Below are 22,678 nucleotides of genomic sequence, written 5' to 3'. Positions count from 1 at the left end.
TACCCTTCAGTCTGTTTCCGTTATACAAGTTCAATTCAAACTTTCCTAATGATGACATTGTAGCCTGTCTTGTCGAATCATGATAGGAACTATAATACAATGATTAGACTATAGTATCGTATAAGAGGTGGGTTATGGTCACTCCGATAGATGTAAGGCAAATTAACGGCGTCGATTGGTATGAAGAAGCAGACCCGGCGAAGAGAGCATGGCGGTTAAGCCTTGTGACATATGGAACATGCGTGTATTGGCTGAATGGGGATAAGCAGATCATGAAGAAGGGCGAGCTTCTGGTTATTCCGGCGGGCGTTCCGTTTTATGCCAAAAGCATCCCGACCGTAACGCATACGCAAATCGTCGTTGAATGGACGGAAGACGTCTCCCGGGCTTTACCCGTGCTCGTACGGGAAGACGTTTTGAAGCATAAACCGGGCTGTTATGAATTGCTCCTGGAACGTATGAAAGGGATCCATCAGCAGTGGCAGGAGCGCCCATCGTATTATGCCATGATGATAGAAGCATTATTGACAGAAGTATTGATTTATATCAGCCGCGAGCTGGACAGGGGGGCCATTCCGCCCGAAAAGCACTTGCATGCGGAACGGATGAAGTCATATATCGAGCGGCATTACCGTGAGAAAATAACGAAAGAGGAGCTGGGTGATGCCATTGGCAAAACCCCCAATTACGCGGCGGCGCTCTTTAAGAGCGTAACGGGGCAGACGATAAGCCAGTACGTGCACGCTCAGCGGATGAAACGGGCAGCCTATTTGTTAACCGAATCGCAGCTGACGGTACAGGAGATTGCCGTATTTTTAGGATATCAGGACCTCTCCTATTTCTATCGAACCTATAAGCGTGTCATGGGCACCGCTCCGTCGGATTTATTGCATGAGCGTCCACGGACGATATAGGCATTCTTGGGGAAGGACGATGCTTGGCGGATTAGCAGTCCGGTTGGAGGGGGACCGTATAAATTGACGAAAATATTGGTTTACGCTTTTAGCCGCGCGGGTCGCGGCTTTAATTATTATGAACGGAACATAGAAGCTTACGCGGACTTCATGATGCACAACTGTTTAATATCGATGGGTCCGGGTAAGAAATAATCGTTCGATCCATATCAATCCAACCCTGAAGGAGGACGACTTGATGTTTATTCACATGAAAGAACTTCAATACCGCGCAAAACCGGAAAGACCGGATCCGGTATTTGCCCGGAAGCTTCAGGAAGTGCTGGGTGGACAGTATGGCGAGATGTCCGTCATGATGCAGTATCTGTTCCAAGGCTTCAACTGTCGTGCGGAGCAAAAATATCGGGACATGCTGCTTGATATCGGGACAGAGGAGATCGCGCATGTCGAAATGCTGAGCACGATGATCGCTCAGCTGCTGGACGGTGCACCGGCGGATCAAGTCGACGAAGCTGCCAAGGATCCGGCTATTGCCGCCGCGCTCGGCGGTATGAATCCGCAGCATGCGATCGTGTCAGGGCTTGGCGCAATGCCGACGGACAGCAACGGCTATCCGTGGAACAGCAAGTATATTATCGCGAGCGGCAATCTGCTGGCCGATTTCCGGGCGAACCTGAATGCGGAATCCCAAGGGCTGCTTCAGGTCGTGCGACTGTACGAACAGACGACGGATCCTGGCGTCCGGGATATGCTGTCGTTCATGATTGCGCGTGATATTATGCACCAGAATCAATGGCTGGCAGCCATCGAGGAGATCGAAGCGATTGACGGTCCGATCGCACCGGCGTCGTTCCCTCGGGAGCGTGCGGTTACGGAGGCAACCCGGCAATTCATGAACTTCTCCGTAGGCGAGGAGAGCAGCATGGGACGCTGGGCGAACGGGCCGATGCCGGACGGTACGGGCAACTTCGAGTATGTGGCCAACCCTACGGCTTACGGGGAAGCGCCCGTTCTGAAGCCGGCTGCCAAGCACCAGCATTCGACGCCCGGAACCGGGCCATACGTCGTGAACGAAACCGTGAAGAATTAAATAATCGTACGAAGGATATCGAATGTTTCACCCCAGTGGGAATGGTTAAATATGAGACATAGCAGTAATCAATAAAACGACTAGGAGTGATGAAACATGGCTAACAACGATAACAAAATGAGCAGAGAAGAAGCAGGACGCAAAGGCGGAGAAGCAACGGCCAGAAATCACGACAAGGAGTTTTATCAGGAGATCGGCCGCAAGGGCGGCGAGGCCACGTCTAAATCGCATGATAAGGAATTCTATGAGGAAATCGGCCGTAAGGGCGGAGAGTCCCGCGGCAATAATAACGACTGAGGATTTCCTGCTGCGCTAAAGAAGCGTGGAATCAGGAAATGTTGAAGCCACAAGCAGCAGATGAAACCAATACAGCATAAATAAACAGCGGCCGTTCCCGATACGGGGACGGTCGCTGTTCTACGTTTCTTGCATATTTTGCACCGGGTGTGCTTTTGGCCGCAAGCGAGCCACGATGAATTCATGGCTTCTAAGAGCCTTTGCTCAATCGAGGCGATATGTCACAAACGGCTTGCCATGAACAAACGGTTCGCTGATTTCATCCAGGCTTCGCGCAAGTGAATCGTCCATCTTAATGTCCAAGCTCTTCAAATTATCATCAAGCTGCTCGGTCTTCGTTGCGCCGACAATGACGGTGGAAACCGCAGGACGATGGATCAGCCATGCCAGGGACAAAGCGCTTGGAGAGTGCCCATGCTCGGCAGCCAGCTGGGAGACCTGAGTGCCGAGCTTGAGATTGTGATCCTCAAGGAAACGCTGGAAGTTCGGGTCCGTATCCGCCCGGGAACCGGACGGCACCCGGTTGTCCTGATTATATTTCCCCGTAAGAATCCCCCCTGCCAGCGGAAAATACGGGATAATGCCGACGCCTTGATCCAAGCACAGCGGCACAAGCTCCCGTTCAGGCGTGCGGTCGGCCAGCGAATAGCTTACTTGCGTGGATACATACCGGGCATACCCCTTAAGCTCGCTGATGCCGAGGGCCTTCATGATCTCCCATGCCGCGTAATTGGAGGCGCCGATGTAGCGGACCTTGCCCGCAGAGACCATGTCGTCCAAGGCGCGCAGCGTTTCGTCCAGCGGCGTGTGCGGATCGAAGGTGTGGATCTGATAAAGATCGACATAATCGGTCTGGAGCCGCTTTAAGCTGTTGTCCAGCTCCTGCTGGAGATGATAGCGGGAGGAGCCGCGTTCGTTCGGGCCCGTCCCCTTTATCAACCCCGCTTTGGTGGCCAGCACGACATGTTGCCGCTTCCCGGCGAGCGCTTGTCCGATAATTCGCTCCGATTCGGTGCCCGCGTAGATGTTGGCCGTATCGATAAAGTTAATGCCGTGATCGAGAGCATGTTCGATAATGCGGATCGAGGTCTTCTCATCGGCTCGTTTGCCGAACGCATTCGTGCCGAGGCCAAGCTCCGACACCTTAAGCCCGCTGCTGCCAAGACGACGGTAGTTCATCATGATCGACTCCTTTTATGTACGTAAATTGTATAGTTTTTCTTTAGTATAAACAGTTTGGCCGAACGGGTTCAAATCATCGGGAGGGCCATGGGACTGAGGGGTTACCCAAAAAACATTCTTTTTTAGCGGCATAGGAAAAAATATAGATTAACTTCCATGTCATGAAATGGTAATATAGTCATAGGATAAAAGAAGTGGTTTTGTCTATCGGATTCCTACCTAAGAACTGCACGAGAATATGAGAGACTGCTGCTTTTTTCACTATGAATCATGGGACGTGAAATGGTGAAGATTTATTTAAAGAATGATGCGGGGGTCACCAAACGAGTGAAGCTGGGGTTTAGCTGGACAACCCTTTTCTTCGCGTTTCTTCCGGCTTTATTCCGCGGGGATTTGAAATGGGCAGTTATTATGTTTATTATTTCTGCAGTTTTTGGTTCATTTACGCTCGGGCTCGGGGCATGGATTAGCGGAATCGTATTTTCCTTCGTCTACAACAAGATTTATATCAAGGAGCTGTTGGAAAAAGGTTACCGCCCTGCTGATGATTCAGCCCGTACCGCTTTGGAACGCAGCCAAATCATCGCAAGAACGGCGGCGTAGTTACAGTAGAGCAATAAAGCTTGTATTTCCCCTCAAGAAAGAAGGGATACAAGCTTTTTATTTTCGATATCGACCGACTGAAATGTATCTCCCCTCACGGGAACACGCCTATTCTTGCGAACTCTATGGAATTTCGATAGGATAGTTACATACGATTAGAAAGGAGATATCAGATGATGAATGAAGCATTGCTGAATCAACTGGATTTTGCCAGAGCATCGACCCTTGCAGCGGCGAAGGATGTAACGGAGCAGGAGGCCGACATCGTGCCGGAAGGATTCGCGAACAGCATTCGCTGGAATCTGGGACATATCTACACCGTTCATGAACAGTTTGCCTTTGCGACGGCAGGCGAGAAGCCGCATTTGCCGGAGGGATTCGAGGCTTGGTTTGCAACGGGGACCAAACCGGCCGATTGGACCTCCAAGGCCCCTGCACTCTCTGAACTGATTGAGCTTCTGGAAGGCCAAATCAAGCGGATTCGGGATACCTTCCAAGGCCGCATGGACCAATCCTCGGCGCATCCGGTCACCATTGGACCGCTCACGCTTCAAACGGTTGGCGAGTTTCTTTCGTTCAGCTTGTTTCATGAAGGGATGCACACCCAGACCATTAAAGCCTATAAGAAGCTGATTCGAAAATAAGTTATACCGAGAGCGATAGTAGGGCTGCCTGACCGCAGTTGCCAACTATCGTTTTTTTATTTGTAGCTTGCCCCTTTCGTCTTTATAATTGAGGAACGATAGCAAGGGTTTAACGAGTGGAGGCGAATAGGAGTTATGGCGGTTGAAATCGAACGGAAATACCTGCTGGGCGAATACCCTGCAGCTCTTATCGAGAATGGGGCGCTTATCGTCGAGAAGGAGCAGCAAATCGAGCAGACGTATTTGGCGTTGGACGGCGATCAAGAGCTGCGCGTGCGCAAAATCATCGACATGAGGACCGGGGCGGTGGAGTTCACCCATACCTTTAAGAAGGGTTGGGGGCTGGCCAGGGAAGAGGTTGAGTATTCCATTTCGGAAGGGCTGTATGAACAGGTGGTGACGGCGCACGGGGCGATCCCGCTTACCAAGAGGAGAGTCACTGCCCGCTGGGGAGAGCGCATCGTTGAAATCGATGACTACAGCCAAATCGAGCTGCTGGTGCTGGAAGTGGAGTTTCCTTCGCTCGAAGACGCTGAAGCGTTCGTGCCGCCGGCATGGTTTGGCAGGGATATCAGCATGGAGAAGCAGTATAGCAATAAAAAGGTGTGGCGGGATCTGCAGGCACGCTCTGAAGCTTGATACCGGCACAGTCGATGCGGGCCGTTGAAGCGGAGGACCGCTGCGCTTCTCGCTTGGCATTTTTCAGTCGGCGCCCGACGAGGCTCTTTCAACAGGTCAGCTATGACCGGTGTGAAAGGGCCTTTTTTTGCGTTTGGCTGATGCAAAGGAGTGTCGTTTCGTTCAGGGGGAATTCGTGCAATCGATTAGAGTTCACTTCGTATGGCGTCACGCCACTTCTTGATGTTGTCGATCGCCATCGCTTCCCCGCCGATGTAAACATCATTGATCGTGCGCGTCCAGCTTCTCTGGCTGCGGGATCTCTCCTTACTTGAGAGGGGATTCGCTATTTTGCCTACGGTTTGAATCCGTTCGCGGTTTTCCCGTAATATCGTTGCCGCATCCCAATTGTTGTCATAAGCATCTCGAAATAAGTCGACTAACTGGTCGTACCCTGCATCGGTATAATTGGAAGGGTGCTGGATCATATAACAGGAGACAAGCCAGAAATGAAGGGCGTATAATTCCGGACCCTGATGCTCCCAAGCGAGAGGAAAGCCGAATTGTTCATAACAAGAGTACTGATCAAGCTCCATTGCCCCGCATTCCATACACCGTCCGTTCATCATGATGGTTGAATGGTCAACCATGACGTTCCCCTCCCATAACTGTTTTCATGAATATGTATGAATAGGATAAACGATGACGTAACGTTAATGTCCAGAGCGAGAATTGATTTTAAAATAAAAGTTGTAAACGTTTCATTTGTATAATATAATATTATCATGATAAATAATTATTATTTATGCAGTTATGACATTATACAATTACACTCAACAGAAAGGAGAACGTTCCATGAATGAGACCCGGCAGCTGCTCGAAAGCTATTTTCCGATTGCTTCGTTCATCGCGGCAATTATCGGGCCGAAATGCGAGGTGGTCGTGCACGACATCAGTGATCCGGAACGCTCCATCATTTTTATCGAGAACGGGCATATTAGCGGACGCAAGGTCGGTGATGCTTCAACCGACCTCGTATTGAAGATTCTGAAGGCGGAGGCATACCGCGAAGAGCAATTCATTGCAAACTATAAAGCCTCCGGTCCGAGAGGGCAGACTTTCAGGTCGGCAACGTATTTTATTAAAGACCGAAACGGCGGGCTGGTGGGCCTCATGTGTCTGAATATTGATGTTACGCATATGGATGTTGCGGCCGAATGGATCAACAGTATACTGCAAGGCGCTTCACTGACGCCGCCGACATCGATCGATGCTCCGAAAGAAGAGAAGCCGTCAACGGAATACCTGCAAGGAAACGTAGACGATTTGCTTCAGCACATCATCCAGTCTGTTCTTAGCAAAATCAGCATGCCGGCTGATCGGCTATCGTCCCAAGAGAAGATCGATATCGTGAAAGAATTGAATGAACAGGGCGTATTTTTGCTAAAAGGCGGAGTATCCAAAGTCGCCGCAGCCTTATCCATATCCGAGCCTACCGTGTACCGATATCTGCAGAAGCTGAAATAACCGGCTTTAGTCCATCAATCATCATGAATGAAAGAATAACAACCAAGGAAGGTGACATCATGACATTCAACTTCGACCATATTGTCAGCAGGTTTGGTACGAACAGTGCGAAGTGGGACGGAATGGCGCAAAGCTTGGGCAGCGACATGATCGCCCTCTCCGTAGCCGACATGGATGTGCCGGCGCCGCCAGCCGTTGTGGACAAGGTATGCGAGATGGCCCGCCACGGTATTTACGGATACACAGATCCGTTCCCGACTTATTATGAGGCTGTCCGTCAATGGATGGATCAAGCTTATCAATGGAAAGTAGAGAGGGATTGGATCGTCTATTGCCCGAGAATTATTCAAGCTGTTTCGGTATTGATCCAGAAATGTACGGAAGTCGGTGACAGGGTGCTGATCCACTCGCCGGTTTATCAGCCTGTTGCGAAAGCGGTTACGCTTAATGACCGTGTCCTGACCGAGAGTCCGCTGCATCTGGTGAACGGCCGGTATGAGATCGATTTTGCGGACATGGAGCAGCGCATGCGGGAAGGTGTCAAAATGGTTCTGCTCATTTCCCCGCATAATCCGGTAGGACGGGTATGGACAAGGGAGGAGCTGGAGCGCATCGGCAGGCTCTGTATCGAGTATGATGCATTGATAGTCTCCGATGATATCCATGCGGATTTCATTCATCAGGGACATGAGCACACGGTCATCGCCAAGCTGTCGGAAGAGATCGCGGAGCGGTCCGTCATCTGTACGTCGCCCGGCAAAACCTTTAATTTGGCCAGTCTCGAAATCGCTAACATTATAATTCCGAATCGCGATCTGAGGGAGCGGTTTAAGCAGGGATTGCTGCAGGCGGGCATCCACAATCCGACCTTTTTTTCCGTACCTGCGCTCGAAGCAGCCTATACCTCGTGTGAGGAGTGGTTAACGGCACTTCAAGGATACATTAAGGACAATATTGCTTTTACGAAACAATATATCGCCGAGCATATGCCCGAACTAAAGATTATTGAGCCGGAAGGAACTTATTTGCTGTGGATCGACTGTTGGGCCGTCAGCCGACGGGAGAGCGATCTGGTGGATTGGATCCAGGAGAAGGCCCGAGTAAGCGTCAGTTATGGCACATCCTTCGGCTCAGGCGGTGAAGGCTTCATCAGGGTCAATATCGCCGCTCCGCGAGGGATTATTCAAGAAGGCTTAGCGCGGATGGCTTCGGCATATCCGTTAAACCGTTAAAAAACAAACGTTTATTTACATCCAGGGGGAATTGATATGGCTAAGCCGAAAAAGGAACGAGTAATTAAGCAGCCTACCATGTTTCTTGCGCTGCTTCCGATATTTACGATGGTGATTCTGCTGTGTCTTGGTTACGTTTTATTTGAGCTGCCTCCGGAGCCGTTGATTATCACATCGGCCATTGTCGCAGGCATCATCGCGATCAGGCTGGGTTACAGCTATAACGACATATTGGAGTCCATCTCGCAAAAAATAGCGAAGACGATGCCGGCCATTCTTATTCTGATCGTCGTTGGATTCATGATCGGCGCATGGATGGTCGGCGGTACCATTCCGATGATGATATTCTACGGGCTCAAAATCATTGATCCGCAGTTCTTGTTAATTACCGCCTTTCTGGTCACATCCGTCGTATCGGTGTGTACCGGTACATCCTGGGGATCGGCCGGTACGATCGGAGTTGCCTTCATGGGCGTTGGCGCCGGTATGGACGCCAATCTTGCTGCCGTGGCAGGTGCGGTAGTGGCAGGCGCTTATTTCGGGGACAAGCTGTCCCCGCTCTCGGATACGACCAATATCGCGGCACTGTCCACCGGCGTTAACCTGTATGAGCACATCGGCCACTTGCTGTACACGACGCTGCCGTCCTTTTTCGTGGCGGGGATTGTATATGTTGTGACAGGATTGAACACGCATACATCGAGCAGCGGAGTTCCGGAGAAGGTCACCGAGATCATGAATACGCTCACCACGATCTACGACTGGAACTTGCTGCTGATTCTGCCTGTTCTGATCGTGCTATACGGCTCCATTACCAAAAAACCGACAATTCCGGTTATGCTGATATCCTCTTTTGTCGCGATGGCGAACGGCATGATCTTCCACGGATTCACACTGCATGACGTTGTAACCTCTGTGGTAAGCGGATTCGATATCGCGATGGTACACGTGAGCGGCTTTGATCCTCAGGCGGTCATTGCGGACATTCCGCGTCTCATTAACCGGGGAGGCATGAGCTCCATGATGGGAACGCTGCTTATCTGCTTCAGTGCCATTACATTTGCCGGCACGATCTCGCTAACCAAGTCGCTGGAGCTGATTGTCGATAAGCTTCTGAAACTCGTCCATTCCACAGGATCGCTGATTCTGGCTACCATTGCAACGGGTCTGACGATGATCGGGGTAACCAGCAACGGCCAGGTATCCATCTTAATGCCGGGCGAGATGCTGCGTGAGGCGTATATCCGGCGGGGGCTGCATCCGAAAAATCTGGGGCGGACGGTTGAGGATTCTGCCGCCATTACCGAGCCGATCCTGCCATGGACGGCGGCCGGTGCCTATATGGCAGGAACGCTGGGCGTGGCGACGCTGTCCTATCTGCCTTGGGCCGTACTGTGCTGGACCGGCATCATTTTTGCAACGATTTGGGGCTTTACCGGGTTCGGGATCGCGAAGCTGACGCCTGAGCAGCAGGAGGAAATGCTAAAGGAGTATGGGGGCGATCAAGAGCGAAGCCTCAGCAAGCCTAACGCAACCACCGCATCTGCCAATTAAGAATTACCCTGAAGGAAATGCACCAAGTACCATCAAAAAATATAAATGCGTGCTTAGACACGCTAATGAGGAGAGAGACAACATGACAGAACAACAGAGAACAACCATTTCCACAAACCAAGCTCCAGGTGCCATCGGCCCTTATTCGCAAGCCGTCCAATACGGAAATATGCTGTTTACCTCCGGTCAGCTGGGAATGGATGCAGACGGACAATTTGCGCAGACGGCCTCAGAACAAGCGGAACGTTCTTTGCTGAACGTCAAGGCGATTCTGGAAGCTGCCGGCTTCGGGATGGAGCATATCGTCAAGACCACCGTATTTTTAAAGGATATGAACGATTTCCAAGCAGTCAATGAAGTCTATGCTTCGTTCTTCGCGGAGCCTTATCCGGCACGCAGCGCTGTGCAGGTAGCGCGTTTACCTAAGGATGGATTGGTCGAGATTGAAGTGGTGGCGATCAAGTCATAATCGGATTTCTCTTTATATTGACCTCTATATAAGCGGACAAACGGCCGGGCATAATGCCCGGCCGTTGTTCGTATGATCCACCATGATATAGGGGGCCCCGCTATTTATATCTGCCGTACTGCTTGGCATAATAAATGACGCGGTTATACAGGCTCTTGTCCTTCAGCGTCAGGAGCGGGTAGACCTGCGGTCTCGTGTTCACCTCAAGAATCCATGGCCGCCCGCTGGAATCCAGCGCAACATCGAGTCCAAGCTCCTTAAAGCCTTTGTAATGACGGTCAAAATTATGGCCAGTCGCTACGCCGACCCGTTTCAGCTCGGTCTCCATCTGGGAGATGAAGGCGGGGTTGAAGCCGGCGCCCTCCATCGTATGCCGGAACGTGCCGATTTTGCCTCCCTGATTGTAGTTGGTGGCGACTTTGCCGGGACTGCCGACCTTTGTAAACAAGGCAGTTCCGACCCAGCTTCCCTTCTTGGTCTTCTGGACCATCACCCGGATATCGAACGGCTTGCCGTTGCTCTTCGCGAGGCGGATGCCTTTCTGAAGCAAGTAGGAACGGTTGCCGGCAAAACGCTTCAGCTCCTGATACAGCTGATCGATGCCGGAATAATACGTTTTTTTCGTTTTGAACTGCTTCTGATAGCCCCCATCGGTTTTGCGGATCCGAATAATGTTCATGCCGCCGGACCCGTCGGTCGGCTTAAAGAAGACGGTGTTATAGTCGTTCAGCATGGAGGTCAGATTTTTTTTGCTAAAGAGCAGGGTTTGCGGGACATAACGCCGAAAATAGGCGTCCTCTAACAGCCACTTCGTTTTCTTCCATTTGCTTTTGATGGTGCTGCTTTTATAGGGCATATTCTTAGAGGCTCACCTCTCTTTTTTGTTCAGCATATGCCGGGAAAGATGAGCAAGCCTCCACGTTGGCCTTGAGCCAAGCTGTGAGATTGAAAACAATTTTTTATCGGATAAGCGCAAGGTGATAACTAATGTCATGGCAATGAGCAGGAATCCTGCGGAAATGATGAACTAACCGTGCGGGAGTGACCGAACATGATCGAACACGAAAGCAGGAACAAATCATGGACAAGGATGGTAAGGAAAATTATGATGTAAGGTAGTCCCGAATCTATCGGTTCGAATGATTCTATGATGAGTCTATTTTTAAAAGAGGAGAGTGGTCGCTTGCGAGACCCGATTATGGCGTACTGCCTTTCAAAAAAGGGAGCCCTGGAGGATTATCCGTTCGGTCCGCTCCCGGTCGTCATGAAGGTCGGCGGCAAAATGTTCGCTCTGTTAACGATAGCGGACCAGAAGGTCAGTCATATTTCCTTGAAATGCGATCCGGTGATTGCAGCGAACTTACGGGAACAGCATGAAGCCGTCCAGCCTGGATACCATCTGAACAAGAAGCATTGGAATACGGTCACGATCGACGGTTCCTTGAGCGAAGCCGATCTGCAAGACATGATTGATCATTCTTACGACCTGGTGCTGAATACGCTGCCGAAGGCAAAGCGTCTGGCGATTACGCAGCGACTGGTGTCATTGGATGGAGAGGCTACGTAAGCGGTAATCTGCATAGGCGTCGCGCCTGTCGATCGCGCAGCGATTGGATTATCGGACAGCAAGGCAGTTTACGACGGTAGGCTGCATCAGGAGCCCTGCCCGTCGATCGCGCAAGGGTTGGCATTATGGAATTCAAGCCTGCGCACGATGGTAAGCTGCAAGGAGCACCGCCAATCTTCCGACCGGCGGTGCTTGTGTCGGGTTATCCCGCCAATGGAGGCGGTGGTTAGAAAGGTCTCATACCGAGCGTATCCACCTTTTCGCCCGTAATATCGACGCCCATCCGGGCGGTAATATCGCGGTAGTGCCCTGCCCGCCGCTGGACCGGACTTCCTTCGGTTTCACCTAAGTTTGCTTCCAGACCGTTCAAGACGATAATCGTTGTGCCGAAGCCCGGGTCGCCGAGGCCTCTAAATTTATCGAGTGCGGAAGGCTTCCATTTGCCGACCATGACGTCATGGGCCGAAGGCTTCGGATTCTGCGGCGTCATCCAGAATAGAATCGCGGTCATATAACCGATCTTGCCGTCGGCTGCGACAATCTCCGGCTGGTTAAGGAGCACGCTTTTGTCCCCGTAAATGATGGAGCTGAACAGACCGTAGTTGAAATTCCAGCTGAGCATGATCGGTCCGCGGCCGTAATAACGCTTGCCGGGCGTTCCCGGGTACAGCTCGGCTGACGCAGGATCGACGAAGGCGTCCGGATTGGCTCCCGTCCGGCCCGCGATGTTCTCATTCCAGAACAGTCCCCAGCGCAGCGGGCCTCCAGGCGCCGTCGCCCATCCGCCGCCCGTTTCATGCGACAGGTTGGCGAGGAAGGCGGCCAGCTCGCGTTTGCGGTCCTTCTTGAAGCCTTCTTTCAGAAACGTACCGCCATCAATGATAACGGTTTCAATCGGCTTGCTGCGATTCTCCGGAGCGTTAAAGTCTGCCGACCGCAGCACAAGCGTCTCGATCCGGGCCTCCTTGTCCAGCCGTTGGATCTCTTGAGCTGAAGGGGCTCCTTGTCTCGTGCTGATTTTGATCTTCAGATTCGATACGTCCGCGACCGCGGAAATAAGATTGTCATATGAGAAATAATCCGTCTGGTCGGCCTTATAATATTCCTTCCCCTTGGCGACCTGGAACCACGCTTCCGAGCCGAGCCGGTAAGGGAACAGCTGCTCAAAGTCTTCCTCCGACAGCAATGATTGAACAGCGGCGACGGCCTTCTCCGGTGCATAATCCGGATCCAGACCATCCCATTCCTGCATCAGCTCCTTACGGTTTAGAAAACGGTGTTCGCCAACATTCAGCAGGCTGCCCTCTATCACCGGTTCGTGTCCGGAAGGAGCAACCGGCTCGGCTTTCGCGGATTGGCTGGACGGGGAAGCTTCGGGACTTGGCGCGGAATTGGCAGCAAAAGCTTCAAGTGGAGAGATGAGAAGCGCCGTTCCCAGCACGGCGATCATACTGCGTTGAATCATCTTGGTGGATAACGGATATTTCCACACGGTCATACACATTCTCCTTCGTTCCATAATTTGGATTGGGAATCCATTGCCATCATATCTACGGTATGTTGGTTTGTACATAGTCTGTTGCGACTACGAAAGCCAGCCGGAGCGCCGCCTCATCCATAGGCAGATTCATATCCTTGGCGATTGCTATGACGTATGGCAGGGAACATGCTGCGGAATCGGGAGGGATGCCGTCGAAGACGGGCAGCTGCCATTCGCAGTCCCCTCCGTCTTCACGACTAGTTTTTTACCCCAAAAACATTATAATGTTATTATGTCCGCTCCAAATCTATGAATCTATCGCATCGTTTGCGTCATGAGTGTGTTTCGATTCCGATTGTTCTTTTCATTTTCTGCAATTCATATATATTTAAATAAAATAAATAGACATCTTATAGACGAAGAAGGGTAGACGACATGAGTTTATTTGTGCGCGAGAGCGGGTTTTACCGGCGATTTTTCTGGCTGACGCTTGTGATCGGGATGCAGAACCTGATATCGGTAGGAGTGAATTTATCGGATAATATGATGCTTGGCGGTTACAGCGAGACGGCTTTGTCCGGCGTCGCGCTTGCGAACCAGATTCAATTCCTGCTGCATATGCTCGTGATGGGAGCCTGTGAGGGGCTTGTCATCATGTCCTCCAGGTTCTGGGGGGCAAAGCGGATCGATTCGATTAAACAAGCCGCAAGCATCGGCATGCGGATGTCGATTGCGCTCGGCGTCATCATGTGGCTGGTGGTATTCTTCTTCCCGCAAGAGGTACTGTCCCTGTTCACGAAGGACGCGAACGTGATCGCCGCCGGTGTCGAGTATTTGCGGATCATGTGCTTCTCCTACATCTTCTTTGCCGTGACCAGCTCGCTGCTTGCCACGCTGCGGAGCGTGGAGACGGTGAAAATCGGCTTTATCGTGTCGTTATCCACGCTGGTGATTAATATTGTACTGAATTATATTTTGATTTACGGTCACCTGGGCTTTCCCGAATTGGGCGTTCAGGGGTCGGCGATCGCTACGCTGACGGCGCGCATCCTGGAATGTATCATCGTTTGCTTCTATATCAAACGATTCGACCGCAAAATCGGGCTCGCGCTTCGGGATTTCCTGCATATCGACCGGGAGCTGTTCAAGCAGTATATCCGGGTCGGCTCCCCGATTCTGATGTCCAATGCGATCTGGGGACTGGCCATGGCCGTACAAACCGCTATTCTGGGCCATATGGGGGAATCCGCGATCGCGGCCAACTCCATTGCGAACACGATCTTCCAGATGGTCACGGTCATCATCTACGCTTCAGCCAGCGCGACCGCGGTGCTCATTGGGAAGACGATCGGCGAAGGCATGATGGATAAAATCATAGCTTACGCCAAAACGCTGCAGATTTTGTATGTATTCCTTGGCCTCGCGACCGGCGCGGTCCTGTTCCTGCTGAAAGGCCCCGTCCTCGGCTTCTACTCCATCTCCGAAGAGGCGAAGACGCTTGCCGGACACTTCATGACGGTGCTATCGATTACGGTCGTCGGCACCGCCTATCAGATGCCGGCCCTGACAGGGATCGTCCGCAGCGGCGGAGATACGCGCTTCGTGCTGTACAACGACTTCATCTTTATGTGGCTCATCGTGCTGCCGTCCTCGGCGCTCTGCGCTTTCGCGTTCAGCCTGTCGCCGCTGATTGTATTCATTTGCTTGAAATCGGATCAGATTTTGAAGTGTTTTGTGGCGATCGTGAAGGTCAACCGGTTTAAATGGATACGATCCTTCAGCTCATAAGCGATGGAAGGATGCCTAAAGGAAATCGAAAAGTAAAAGGAACCTCGGGTCCACAGACCGCGAAAGGTTCCTTTTTTTATATATGTTACATTCACTCTTCCAGCAGATTTAACGACTGGGCTTTAACCAAAGCCTGCGTTCGGGTGGTCACCCCGAGCTTGCCGTACAGCCTGGATAAATACACCCGGATCGTTCCTTCGGACAGGCCCAGGGCAGCGGCCATTTGTTTATTGGCGGCACCCTGCCGGATCAAGCGCAGCAGATTCATTTCGTTCCGATTCAGCCCTTCCGGAAGAACCGGCATGGCCGGCTTGGCGGTAGAAGGATCCGTTAAGGAAAAATGCTCCATCAGCGTGCGCGCATAGTCAAGGTTCTGCAGGGCTTCCGAGTTCAAGCTATCTTCCTGCCCAGCCTGGTTGGAATACAGCTTCAGAAGCCGGTACATATCCGCACCTTTGTCCAGGAAGGTACGGACATAACCGTTTTGCGCTCCCACATGCAAAGCATGCCCAAGAAGCTGAAGCGACTTCCGTCGCTGACCACGCTGATGCTCCAGCAGCGCTTGAAGGCTCGTGATCTCGATGATGCTGGACCGCTGCTGCTCGCGCTCCGCCTGGGGCTTTAACAGGTCCAGCAGATGAAGCGCTTCGGCTTCCCTGCCCTGTCTGCCTAACAGGCGGATGAAAGCCAGGTATTCGGTTTCCCGGCTATAGGCAGGCCTGTCCTTGACCGAAACGTGAAGGGCGGAAATTTCCTTCCGGGCTTCGGATATCCGCCCTTCCCGGAGATAAAGCAAGCCCCGTACGGCCTTTAACGGAGGGAGCCATAGGTTTGATCTTCCGGAGAGGACAGCGGCCTGCGCTTCATCGAGCGCATAATGGGCAAGATGGAATTTGTCCTCCGCTGCGTACAGCTTGGCTTCGGTAATATGCAGCGGCACAAGCAAACCCATTGTGTCTTCGGCTGGCGGGGCGTTTCGAATGTGAACCAGCAGCTCACGGCATTCGGTAAGGCGATTCCATTCATAATACCCCTCGCACAAAGATTGCTTCACGTATAAATTCATAAGCGAATGATCCCAGCCATGGGATTCGAGCACGCCGGTAAACAGATGGGCAATTTTCTCCGTATCGGCCGATAGTGCACCCTTCATGCCTAGCGGAGTTCGTCTTACGTATGGCTCCCGCCGATTGTAATCGAACTGATAGTATATGGGATTGTCGGGCATCAGGTTATTGAGGAAGCCTTCGCTGAAGGCGAGCCATTTGGCGAAATCCCCGTTCAAAAACACGAGATTGGAGCGCACGAACAATATGCTGCTCTGGAGCTTCTCTCGTCGATCCGAAGGCGCGAGTGCAGCGCACGCTTCTTCAATCCGCGACAGCATGCGCTCGGAGCGAATCAGATCCCCTGTAAGAACCACGATAAAGGCATGCGCCAATGATAATTCGGGTGTCATCGGGTATTGAGGGGGGATTCGGTCAAACCATTTTAGGAGCGTGGCGATTTCGCCCCGTTCAAGCACGCTTTGCATATGCGGCTCCAGCAAATTCACGGCAGCCTCGAAGTCCTGCGCTGCTAACAGATGGTCGATGGCTTCATCCATGGAGCCGATGGCGGCGTAATATTGCCCGGCAAGCCGGTGACGCTTCGCATGCTCACCGTCATACTCACGCTGCAGGAGGTCCAGCAGAAATTGCGAAAACAGATGATGGTAGCGGAACCAGGCATGCTGTTCATCCAGCGGTACCAGGAACAGGTTCAGCTTCTGCAGCTCCTCCAGCATCGGGCGGCTGTCCCTGAAATCCGTTACGGCATTGCAAATCTGCGGATGGAGCTCTGAAAGGACGGCCGTCTGGAGCAGAAAGGAAAACACCTTGGAGGATTGCTTACTCACGACCTCCTGAAACAAGTATTTTGATAGCAGAGACGGATTCCCCCTCATATCATCCATAAAGGGTTCCGGTCCCATGCCGTTCTGAAGGGAAACGGCAGCCAGCTGGAGACCGGCAATCCAGCCTTCCGATTGGCTCCAGACGGTATCCAGCTGCATTGGAGTCAGGAGAGGCTGCTGCCCAGTGTCATCTGCGTGATGAAAAAAACGCTCCGTCTCATCCAATGTAAACTCCAGCTGCTTTATTCCGATATGACGGATCTCATGGTTAATCACGCCCTTGATCGTAGGGAACGGAAGCTCGGTTCGGGAGGAGATGAGGAGATGGAGATGCTCTGGGAGGTAGTCGATCAAGTAGGAAATCCCCTCATGGATGGCCGCATTGTGAATGCTGTGCAGGTCCTCGAGAATGAGATGGAGCGGTTCATGATGCTCGTATAATTCACTGATCAGCGTATCCAGAAAGCTTTCGACCGAGGAGCCCGGCAGCAGATGCGTATGGTCCAGAAGGCGATCTCCCAGCTGCTTGGGAAGCGCCGAGCCGAGAGCTGCGGTGACGTATCGCCAAAAGCGGACGGGGTCGTTATCCCGTTCATCCAGGGACACCCAGGCGCATCGTTTGCCGGCTTCATAAGCCCACTGGGCAAGCAGCGTCGATTTGCCGTATCCGGCAGGGGCGATAATGGTGGTCAGCTGTCCTCCTTGCCCTGCCGTCAACATTCGCAGCAGCCGATCCCGATGGATCAGATGCTTTTTCAGCCCGGGAGGGCTTATTTTCATTTTCAGAATAGGTGGGTCGGTCAGTAGTTTCATAGGATACCCTCACAATATACGAACGTTATTTTTACGGGAATTGAGTCGAGATAACTAGATTATATGAAAAAAAAGATGAAAAGTTAACGTTTGTCAATCGTTTTCCTGCGATAAGTTTGATACCATCCTTGGTGCCGCGGTCCCAATCGGGCTGTGGCTATAAACGCTTAATGAAACGAAGGAGGAGAATATGCTAAGGCGTTCAGTGAAAATCCTGCTGTGCATGGCGATGCTTCTGCTGCAGCTGGATTGGGTCGCGGGATATCGTCATGCGTTTGCGGCACCGGCCGCTGCACCGAAGCTTGTGGCCGGGTACTATCATACCGCTTCGCTCGTAAGCAGCGGTGAAGTTTATTCGTGGGGGTATGGAGACAGGGGACAGCTGGGTAACGGCACCTGGAGTGCCCGCACGACGCCGGTGATGGCGAAGGGGTTGAACCATGTCATCGACGTTCACACCGGCGTTCGCAGCACTATGGCGCTTCGGAGCGACGGTACCGTATGGACCTGGGGATCCAATGAGAATGGGCAATTAGGAATCGGGACGGTAACGGATATGAACGTGCCTGGCCAGGTGAGCGGGCTGAGCGGAATAAAGGCCGTTTCCGGAGGGCTTGGCTATCACAGCATGGCGCTTTCCGAGGACGGGAGCGTATGGACTTGGGGGAAGAATGACAACGGCGAGTTGGGCAATGGAACGACGTTACAACAAAATACTCCGGTTCAGGTCGCCGGTCTGAACGATGTGACGGCGATTGCGGCAGGCGGTTACTTCAGCCTTGCCTTGAAATCCGACGGCACCGTATGGGCTTGGGGAGTAAACGGGGACGGGGAGCTTGGCGATGGGACGACGACGGATCGGTACGTTCCGGTGCAGGTTGCCGGGCTGACTGACGTCATGGCGATCGCCGCCGGAGGCTCCCATAGTTTGGCCGTTACGCAAGACGGCACCGTATGGGCATGGGGAAAAAACACATACGGCACGCTTGGGGATGGCACACGAACCAACCGAACAAGACCCGTGCAAATTAAAAACTTGCAGCATATCGTTGCCGTTGCGGGCGGAGGCTACCACAGCCTTGCCCTGGACCGGACGGGAAACGTATGGAGCTGGGGGGATAACAGTCAGAGGCAGCTTGGCGTGGGCTCGAATGCATCCAGCCTCATTCCGGTCCCGGTGTCAGGCATCGAGCATGTTCGGGAAATTGCGGCAGGCGGTTTTCACAGCGTGGCAATGAAGAAGGATGGAACCGTCTGGGGATGGGGCTTTAACGGCGGAGGACAACTCGGGGACGGGACATCCAGCACCAGGGATACGCCGACGCTGACGAAGGCCGTACTGGATACAACGCCGCCGGATCCAGGCAGCGGGACTCTGAATCCGGACAGTATCACGACGGACTCGGTTGCTTTGCAATGGCCCAAGGCTGTGGACAATATGACGGAGCAGCACGAGCTGCAGTATCTTTTATATTCATCAGGCAGCCCGAATATCGGGGACGTCAGTCAGATGGAGAAGAACGGTAAGCCGGTCGGAAGCTATGCGGCGGATCAAACCGCCCTTGTGGTGAACGGTCTTTCTGAAGGCACGGACTATTATTTTAATGTCATTGCCAAAGATGCTGCCGGCAGAAAAAGCAGCTACCGTATGGTAAAGGTGACAACGAAATGGCCGAACCTTTACTCGTTAACCTATGACGGCAACGGACACACCGCAGGGAATGTTCCGGTAAGCAGCGGTTTGTTTGCCAGAGGAGACGAGACGTTGGTGGCGGATAATACGGGACAGCTGCGCAAGGATGAATTTGTCTTCGAAGGCTGGAACACGGAGCCGGACGGCAGCGGGAGCGATTATCCGGCCGGCAGCAAGCTGACATTCGGTACACAGGATGTCACGCTGTACGCCAAATGGAAGCCGCTCCAGTCCCCGACCGAGCTTAGGGCATTGTCGTATACGCCGTCTCATCATTCTGTCGGAGTGGAAAAAGACGTGCCCCTGCGAGTGGTATTTCAAGAAGAAGTGACAGCTGTCTCGGGCCGATTGATTACGATCAGGCAGAGCCCGGATTCGCATGTTGTGGAGACCATCGATGCGGCCGATGCAGGGAGAGTAACGATTCTCGGCAACACGGCGATTATTGATCCGCTGAACGATTTCGATGAGGGGATGGCTTATTATGTCGAGATCGATCCGGGGGCTTTTACCGGTAATCTTTCAGGTGCCTCCTTTGCCGGGATTCAAGGGGCCGATACATGGAGCTTTACGGTGAAGGAAGCTGCGGTTCCGGCGTACGACGCAAGCCTGCAAGGTTTGCGCTTTGAGTCATCCGAAGGCGAAGTCGGTCTTAGCCCTGCATTCGATCGATATCACTATGATTACAAGGCAGCTGTTCCAAAGGAAACGAATCGGATCACAGTGACGGCGCAGGTGTATGATGCGAGGGCGACGGTTGCGGCCAGCGTGTACGGCGTAGCCGGAGATTTGGTGTTCGGACCGATCGATCTCGTCTCCGGGCAAAAAAGCCCAGACCTTCCCATTGCTGCTGGGAACCATGTCATCGAGGTGGTTATTACGGCGCCCGATGGTCAGCAGCAGAAATATAGAGCGGCGGTGACGGAAGCAGCGTCAACCGGGGGCGGCGGAACTCCTGAAGCTCCTGGAGGCTCGGCGCCAGATTCGGGCCAAGGGCCGGCTTTGCCGAGCCAATCGAACCATGCCGCACCTTCGGAGAATCGCGTGAAGATCAGAGTTACCCTAAACGATGAGTCACAGGAAGGGATGGTTGCTGGTTTGTCCCATGAGATAAATGGACATACCGTCGTATCGATGAAATTGGATACGGCTAAGCTGGAAGCCCGTTTAAAGACAGTGGACTACAAGCCGGTAATCATTATCGCGCTGGATCAGCCTGCGGATCAGGTCTCCCTGGAGGCAAGCGGAGAAGCGATAGATCTGCTTAGCGCCAAGCAGGGAGCCGTTGAAATCCGATCAACGCTGGGCCATTTCCATGTTCCTGCAGCCGTGATGGCATCGTCTCGCTGGCACGAGCCGGACAATCCGAAGCTGCCGTTAGCGGCAGATCAAATGTCGGTGACCTTGAAGATGGCTGCTACCGATGCAGCTAAGGCAGAAGCCGTTAAGAAGGCTCTATCGGAATCAGGGGCTGCTCTGGTCGGTTCCCCAGTCGATTTCGATATAACAGCGAAAGCGAAGGCCCATGATAAGCCGCTTGAGCTGAAGCGATTCCCGCAATATATGGAGCACCGAATCACTTGGACGCAGGGAATGCCGGGCCGCATCACGACAGCTGTCGGAGTGGATGACAACGGGGAATTATACCACATCCCGACACGCGTTGAACCGAGGAAGGATGGCAGCGTTGAGGCCATCATGCACCGTTTGGATGAAGGAACCGTTGCTTTCGTTGCTCATCAAGCGAATGTTGCCGATGTTACGTTTCATTGGTCCAACGATGCGGTGAATGATCTTGCCTCACGCATGATCCTAAGCGGAAAGGGGAGCAGCGAGGATGGAGCTGGAGCGGGCTCAGGTGCAGATCATGCGACGCTCCATTTTGCGCCGAACGCTCAAGTGAACCGTGCCGAATTTGCCGCCATGATCGTGAGGGCTCTCGGCTTGCCTGAGGTGAAGGGTGAAGGCTCCGCGTTCCAGGATGTCCATGCAGGCGACTGGTACAGCGGCGTCATTGCACAAGCTGTGCAGTATGAGCTGATCCAAGGGGATGCGGTCGGCCGTTTCCGGCCAGATCAAGGCATTACGCGTCAAGAGGCTATGGCCGTTATGGCCAGAGCGATGAAGCTGGCAGGATTAACGACTGTAATGAATAAGAAGGAAGCAGATATTGTTCTTGACGGTTACAGAGACCTTCAAGACCTGTCCGATTGGGCCAAACCGGCAGCGGCCGTCCTTGTGAACGAAGGGATCGTCTACGGAGCCGACGATGCGCTTAAGCCGCTTTCGAAGCTGACCCGCGGCGAAGCGGCGGCGATGCTGCAGCGGTTATTGAGGGCGGCGCAGCTCATCGATTGAGATGCCTTTGAAGTAAGCTTGGATTCGGGATCAGTTGTTGTTTCATAGGCTGCTTCATTTTAATGGAAAGGGGATGCCGTGTCAGGCATCCCCTTTAGCATGAGGCCAATATCTAATTCTTCACGAAAGACTTTATCTTTTTGCTCAGTTCAGCTTCATCAAGAATTTGGGTAGGTTTTCCGGAGGATTGTTTAGCAACGAAGCTTTATCTTGAATATCTAGAAGCTCATTTTTAATGAATGCCTGTCTTTCAACTAGTTGATCCCCGATTACTTTATACATGTTTGATTCTTCTCCAGTGATCCAATATAAGTCAGGATACTCTTGTGTTATTGGTCCCACGGCTTTTTTCAGGAATAAAATGTATTCCTCATTCTCATTAAATATAGGGTTATCATTGAACAATATTTCATCGGTACCCTGCTGAATAATCTGGATAGATTCCAGCTCAACCTTCACATCGGATTTCTGAGTTTCTAATATCTGAGCATTAAATACCGTTTTTGGTACAGGCTCATTCAATTCTCCTGACTTTTTTCCTATTCTAACTTTGGCAATTAAATCAGATCGGTTAACTGCCTCTTCAAAAGGAAAAATCTGAATTTGACCATGCACAGATTTCGGTTTTGATGTTGATGTATCGATCCTCTTGTCTGCGGATGTATGGTCCGTCTGTGTAGCGATATTTGTTGAACCTTGTTTACTATTAACTGTACCCGTTGAATAGATCACCCCGCCAATCAATACGGAAAATGCCAAAATTATAGCCAACCATTTATTTTTCATTGAAATGCTTCCTCCTAAATGATGGGGGAGTTGGAGAGTTTTCTCCCTCTTTTCATGAATTATAAAAATCACTACTAAATAATGATCGTTCATATTCTTAATGCATAACAACTCATAAATGTTGCAAATAAAAACCATTTTTTAACTTGTATTTAATTCTCGTATTTAA

The 22,678-nt window shown here is 52.1% G+C and carries 18 protein-coding genes and 1 pseudogene; 13 read left to right on the top strand and 6 right to left on the bottom strand.

The window, feature by feature from the left end; all coding sequences use genetic code 11:
• Window positions 1-134 precede the first annotated feature (134 nt).
• From MKX76_RS17035 to MKX76_RS17025, 3 genes and pseudogenes are all read left to right on the top strand, one after another.
• Window positions 135-914: a helix-turn-helix transcriptional regulator gene (locus MKX76_RS17035; RefSeq protein WP_213614771.1), complete on the top strand. Its 780-nt coding sequence runs from the start codon at window positions 135-137 to the stop codon at window positions 912-914.
• Window positions 915-1,152: 238 nt separating this feature from the next.
• A complete protein-coding gene (locus MKX76_RS17030) occupies window positions 1,153-2,004 on the top strand; it encodes a manganese catalase family protein (RefSeq protein WP_007131248.1) in 852 nt (283 codons plus the stop codon).
• Window positions 2,005-2,100: 96 nt separating this feature from the next.
• Window positions 2,101-2,298 (top strand): annotated as a pseudogene (locus MKX76_RS17025) (KGG domain-containing protein); the annotation flags it as partial.
• Window positions 2,299-2,505: 207 nt separating this feature from the next.
• Here the strand turns inward: MKX76_RS17025 and MKX76_RS17020 are convergent.
• Complete coding sequence (locus MKX76_RS17020; RefSeq protein WP_341035054.1) at window positions 2,506-3,480, bottom strand: aldo/keto reductase; 975 nt, start codon at window positions 3,478-3,480, stop codon at window positions 2,506-2,508.
• A 288-nt stretch (window positions 3,481-3,768) separates the two neighbouring features.
• On the opposite strand from MKX76_RS17020, the gene MKX76_RS17015 reads away from it, so the two are divergent.
• From MKX76_RS17015 to MKX76_RS17005, 3 genes are all read left to right on the top strand, one after another.
• Window positions 3,769-4,086: a hypothetical protein gene (locus MKX76_RS17015; protein WP_028405404.1), complete on the top strand. Its 318-nt coding sequence runs from the start codon at window positions 3,769-3,771 to the stop codon at window positions 4,084-4,086.
• A 173-nt stretch (window positions 4,087-4,259) separates the two neighbouring features.
• Complete coding sequence (locus tag MKX76_RS17010) at window positions 4,260-4,730, top strand: DinB family protein (protein WP_244152748.1); 471 nt, start codon at window positions 4,260-4,262, stop codon at window positions 4,728-4,730.
• A gap of 135 nt (window positions 4,731-4,865) precedes the next feature.
• Complete coding sequence (locus tag MKX76_RS17005) at window positions 4,866-5,369, top strand: CYTH domain-containing protein (protein ID WP_213614769.1); 504 nt, start codon at window positions 4,866-4,868, stop codon at window positions 5,367-5,369.
• A gap of 185 nt (window positions 5,370-5,554) precedes the next feature.
• Here the strand turns inward: MKX76_RS17005 and MKX76_RS17000 are convergent, their stop codons facing one another.
• Window positions 5,555-5,998, bottom strand: coding sequence for a DUF5946 family protein (locus tag MKX76_RS17000; RefSeq protein WP_341034274.1), 444 nt, complete (start codon window positions 5,996-5,998; stop codon window positions 5,555-5,557).
• Between the two features lie 205 nt (window positions 5,999-6,203).
• Between MKX76_RS17000 and MKX76_RS16995 the strand changes: the two genes are divergently transcribed.
• The 4 genes from MKX76_RS16995 to MKX76_RS16980 all read left to right on the top strand — a co-directional run bounded on the left by MKX76_RS16995 (window position 6,204) and on the right by MKX76_RS16980 (window position 10,130).
• On the top strand, window positions 6,204-6,875 hold the full coding sequence (locus tag MKX76_RS16995; protein WP_144872711.1) for a helix-turn-helix transcriptional regulator: 672 nt from the start codon (window positions 6,204-6,206) through the stop codon (window positions 6,873-6,875).
• Between the two features lie 59 nt (window positions 6,876-6,934).
• A complete protein-coding gene (locus MKX76_RS16990; protein ID WP_213615016.1) occupies window positions 6,935-8,107 on the top strand; it encodes a MalY/PatB family protein in 1,173 nt (390 codons plus the stop codon).
• A 36-nt stretch (window positions 8,108-8,143) separates the two neighbouring features.
• A complete protein-coding gene (nhaC, locus tag MKX76_RS16985; protein WP_213614765.1) occupies window positions 8,144-9,661 on the top strand; it encodes a Na+/H+ antiporter NhaC in 1,518 nt (505 codons plus the stop codon).
• An 82-nt stretch (window positions 9,662-9,743) separates the two neighbouring features.
• On the top strand, window positions 9,744-10,130 hold the full coding sequence (locus MKX76_RS16980) for a RidA family protein (protein ID WP_007131258.1): 387 nt from the start codon (window positions 9,744-9,746) through the stop codon (window positions 10,128-10,130).
• A gap of 100 nt (window positions 10,131-10,230) precedes the next feature.
• On the opposite strand, the gene MKX76_RS16975 is transcribed toward MKX76_RS16980, so the two are convergent.
• The gene (locus tag MKX76_RS16975; RefSeq protein ID WP_341034272.1) at window positions 10,231-10,986 is read right to left on the bottom strand and encodes a YheC/YheD family protein; all 756 of its coding nucleotides are present in this window, start codon (window positions 10,984-10,986) and stop codon (window positions 10,231-10,233) included.
• Window positions 10,987-11,313: 327 nt separating this feature from the next.
• On the opposite strand from MKX76_RS16975, the gene MKX76_RS16970 reads away from it, so the two are divergent.
• Window positions 11,314-11,697, top strand: a complete 384-nt coding sequence (locus MKX76_RS16970; RefSeq protein WP_007131260.1) for an MmcQ/YjbR family DNA-binding protein — start codon at window positions 11,314-11,316, stop codon at window positions 11,695-11,697.
• A 226-nt stretch (window positions 11,698-11,923) separates the two neighbouring features.
• On the opposite strand, the gene MKX76_RS16965 is transcribed toward MKX76_RS16970, so the two are convergent.
• The gene (locus MKX76_RS16965) at window positions 11,924-13,195 is read right to left on the bottom strand and encodes a chitinase (protein ID WP_341034271.1); all 1,272 of its coding nucleotides are present in this window, start codon (window positions 13,193-13,195) and stop codon (window positions 11,924-11,926) included.
• Window positions 13,196-13,612: 417 nt separating this feature from the next.
• Here MKX76_RS16965 and MKX76_RS16960 point away from each other — a divergent pair, with 417 nt between their 5' ends.
• On the top strand, window positions 13,613-14,965 hold the full coding sequence (locus tag MKX76_RS16960; protein ID WP_341034270.1) for an MATE family efflux transporter: 1,353 nt from the start codon (window positions 13,613-13,615) through the stop codon (window positions 14,963-14,965).
• Between the two features lie 91 nt (window positions 14,966-15,056).
• Here MKX76_RS16960 and MKX76_RS16955 read toward each other — a convergent pair whose 3' ends face one another.
• Window positions 15,057-17,672, bottom strand: coding sequence for a LuxR C-terminal-related transcriptional regulator (locus MKX76_RS16955; RefSeq protein WP_341034269.1), 2,616 nt, complete (start codon window positions 17,670-17,672; stop codon window positions 15,057-15,059).
• Window positions 17,673-17,862: 190 nt separating this feature from the next.
• On the opposite strand from MKX76_RS16955, the gene MKX76_RS16950 reads away from it, so the two are divergent.
• Window positions 17,863-21,723: an RCC1 domain-containing protein gene (locus MKX76_RS16950; protein WP_028405395.1), complete on the top strand. Its 3,861-nt coding sequence runs from the start codon at window positions 17,863-17,865 to the stop codon at window positions 21,721-21,723.
• A gap of 144 nt (window positions 21,724-21,867) precedes the next feature.
• Here the strand turns inward: MKX76_RS16950 and MKX76_RS16945 are convergent, their stop codons facing one another.
• On the bottom strand, window positions 21,868-22,509 hold the full coding sequence (locus MKX76_RS16945) for a hypothetical protein (RefSeq protein WP_341034268.1): 642 nt from the start codon (window positions 22,507-22,509) through the stop codon (window positions 21,868-21,870).
• Window positions 22,510-22,678 lie beyond the last annotated feature (169 nt).

Origin of the sequence: Paenibacillus sp. FSL R5-0810, from assembly GCF_038002285.1 — a bacterium.
GTDB lineage: Bacteria > Bacillota > Bacilli > Paenibacillales > Paenibacillaceae > Paenibacillus_AQ > Paenibacillus_AQ lactis.
This window is presented reverse-complemented; position numbering and strand designations above follow the sequence as displayed.

What these genes read in the sequence shown, in the direction of transcription:
- MKX76_RS16975 (WP_341034272.1), bottom strand. Translation starts at nt 10,986, where the DNA reads ATGCCCTATAAAAGCAGCACCATCAAAAGCAAATGGAAGAAAACGAAG.
- MKX76_RS16965 (WP_341034271.1), bottom strand. Translation starts at nt 13,195, where the DNA reads ATGACCGTGTGGAAATATCCGTTATCCACCAAGATGATTCAACGCAGT.
- MKX76_RS17035 (WP_213614771.1), top strand. Translation starts at nt 135, where the DNA reads ATGGTCACTCCGATAGATGTAAGGCAAATTAACGGCGTCGATTGGTAT.
- MKX76_RS16945 (WP_341034268.1), bottom strand. Translation starts at nt 22,509, where the DNA reads ATGAAAAATAAATGGTTGGCTATAATTTTGGCATTTTCCGTATTGATT.
- MKX76_RS16995 (WP_144872711.1), top strand. Translation starts at nt 6,204, where the DNA reads ATGAATGAGACCCGGCAGCTGCTCGAAAGCTATTTTCCGATTGCTTCG.
- MKX76_RS16950 (WP_028405395.1), top strand. Translation starts at nt 17,863, where the DNA reads ATGCTAAGGCGTTCAGTGAAAATCCTGCTGTGCATGGCGATGCTTCTG.
- MKX76_RS17000 (WP_341034274.1), bottom strand. Translation starts at nt 5,998, where the DNA reads ATGGTTGACCATTCAACCATCATGATGAACGGACGGTGTATGGAATGC.
- MKX76_RS17005 (WP_213614769.1), top strand. Translation starts at nt 4,866, where the DNA reads ATGGCGGTTGAAATCGAACGGAAATACCTGCTGGGCGAATACCCTGCA.
- MKX76_RS16955 (WP_341034269.1), bottom strand. Translation starts at nt 17,672, where the DNA reads ATGAAACTACTGACCGACCCACCTATTCTGAAAATGAAAATAAGCCCT.
- MKX76_RS16980 (WP_007131258.1), top strand. Translation starts at nt 9,744, where the DNA reads ATGACAGAACAACAGAGAACAACCATTTCCACAAACCAAGCTCCAGGT.
- MKX76_RS17030 (WP_007131248.1), top strand. Translation starts at nt 1,153, where the DNA reads ATGTTTATTCACATGAAAGAACTTCAATACCGCGCAAAACCGGAAAGA.
- MKX76_RS17010 (WP_244152748.1), top strand. Translation starts at nt 4,260, where the DNA reads ATGATGAATGAAGCATTGCTGAATCAACTGGATTTTGCCAGAGCATCG.
- nhaC (WP_213614765.1), top strand. Translation starts at nt 8,144, where the DNA reads ATGGCTAAGCCGAAAAAGGAACGAGTAATTAAGCAGCCTACCATGTTT.
- MKX76_RS16990 (WP_213615016.1), top strand. Translation starts at nt 6,935, where the DNA reads ATGACATTCAACTTCGACCATATTGTCAGCAGGTTTGGTACGAACAGT.
- MKX76_RS17020 (WP_341035054.1), bottom strand. Translation starts at nt 3,480, where the DNA reads ATGAACTACCGTCGTCTTGGCAGCAGCGGGCTTAAGGTGTCGGAGCTT.
- MKX76_RS16960 (WP_341034270.1), top strand. Translation starts at nt 13,613, where the DNA reads ATGAGTTTATTTGTGCGCGAGAGCGGGTTTTACCGGCGATTTTTCTGG.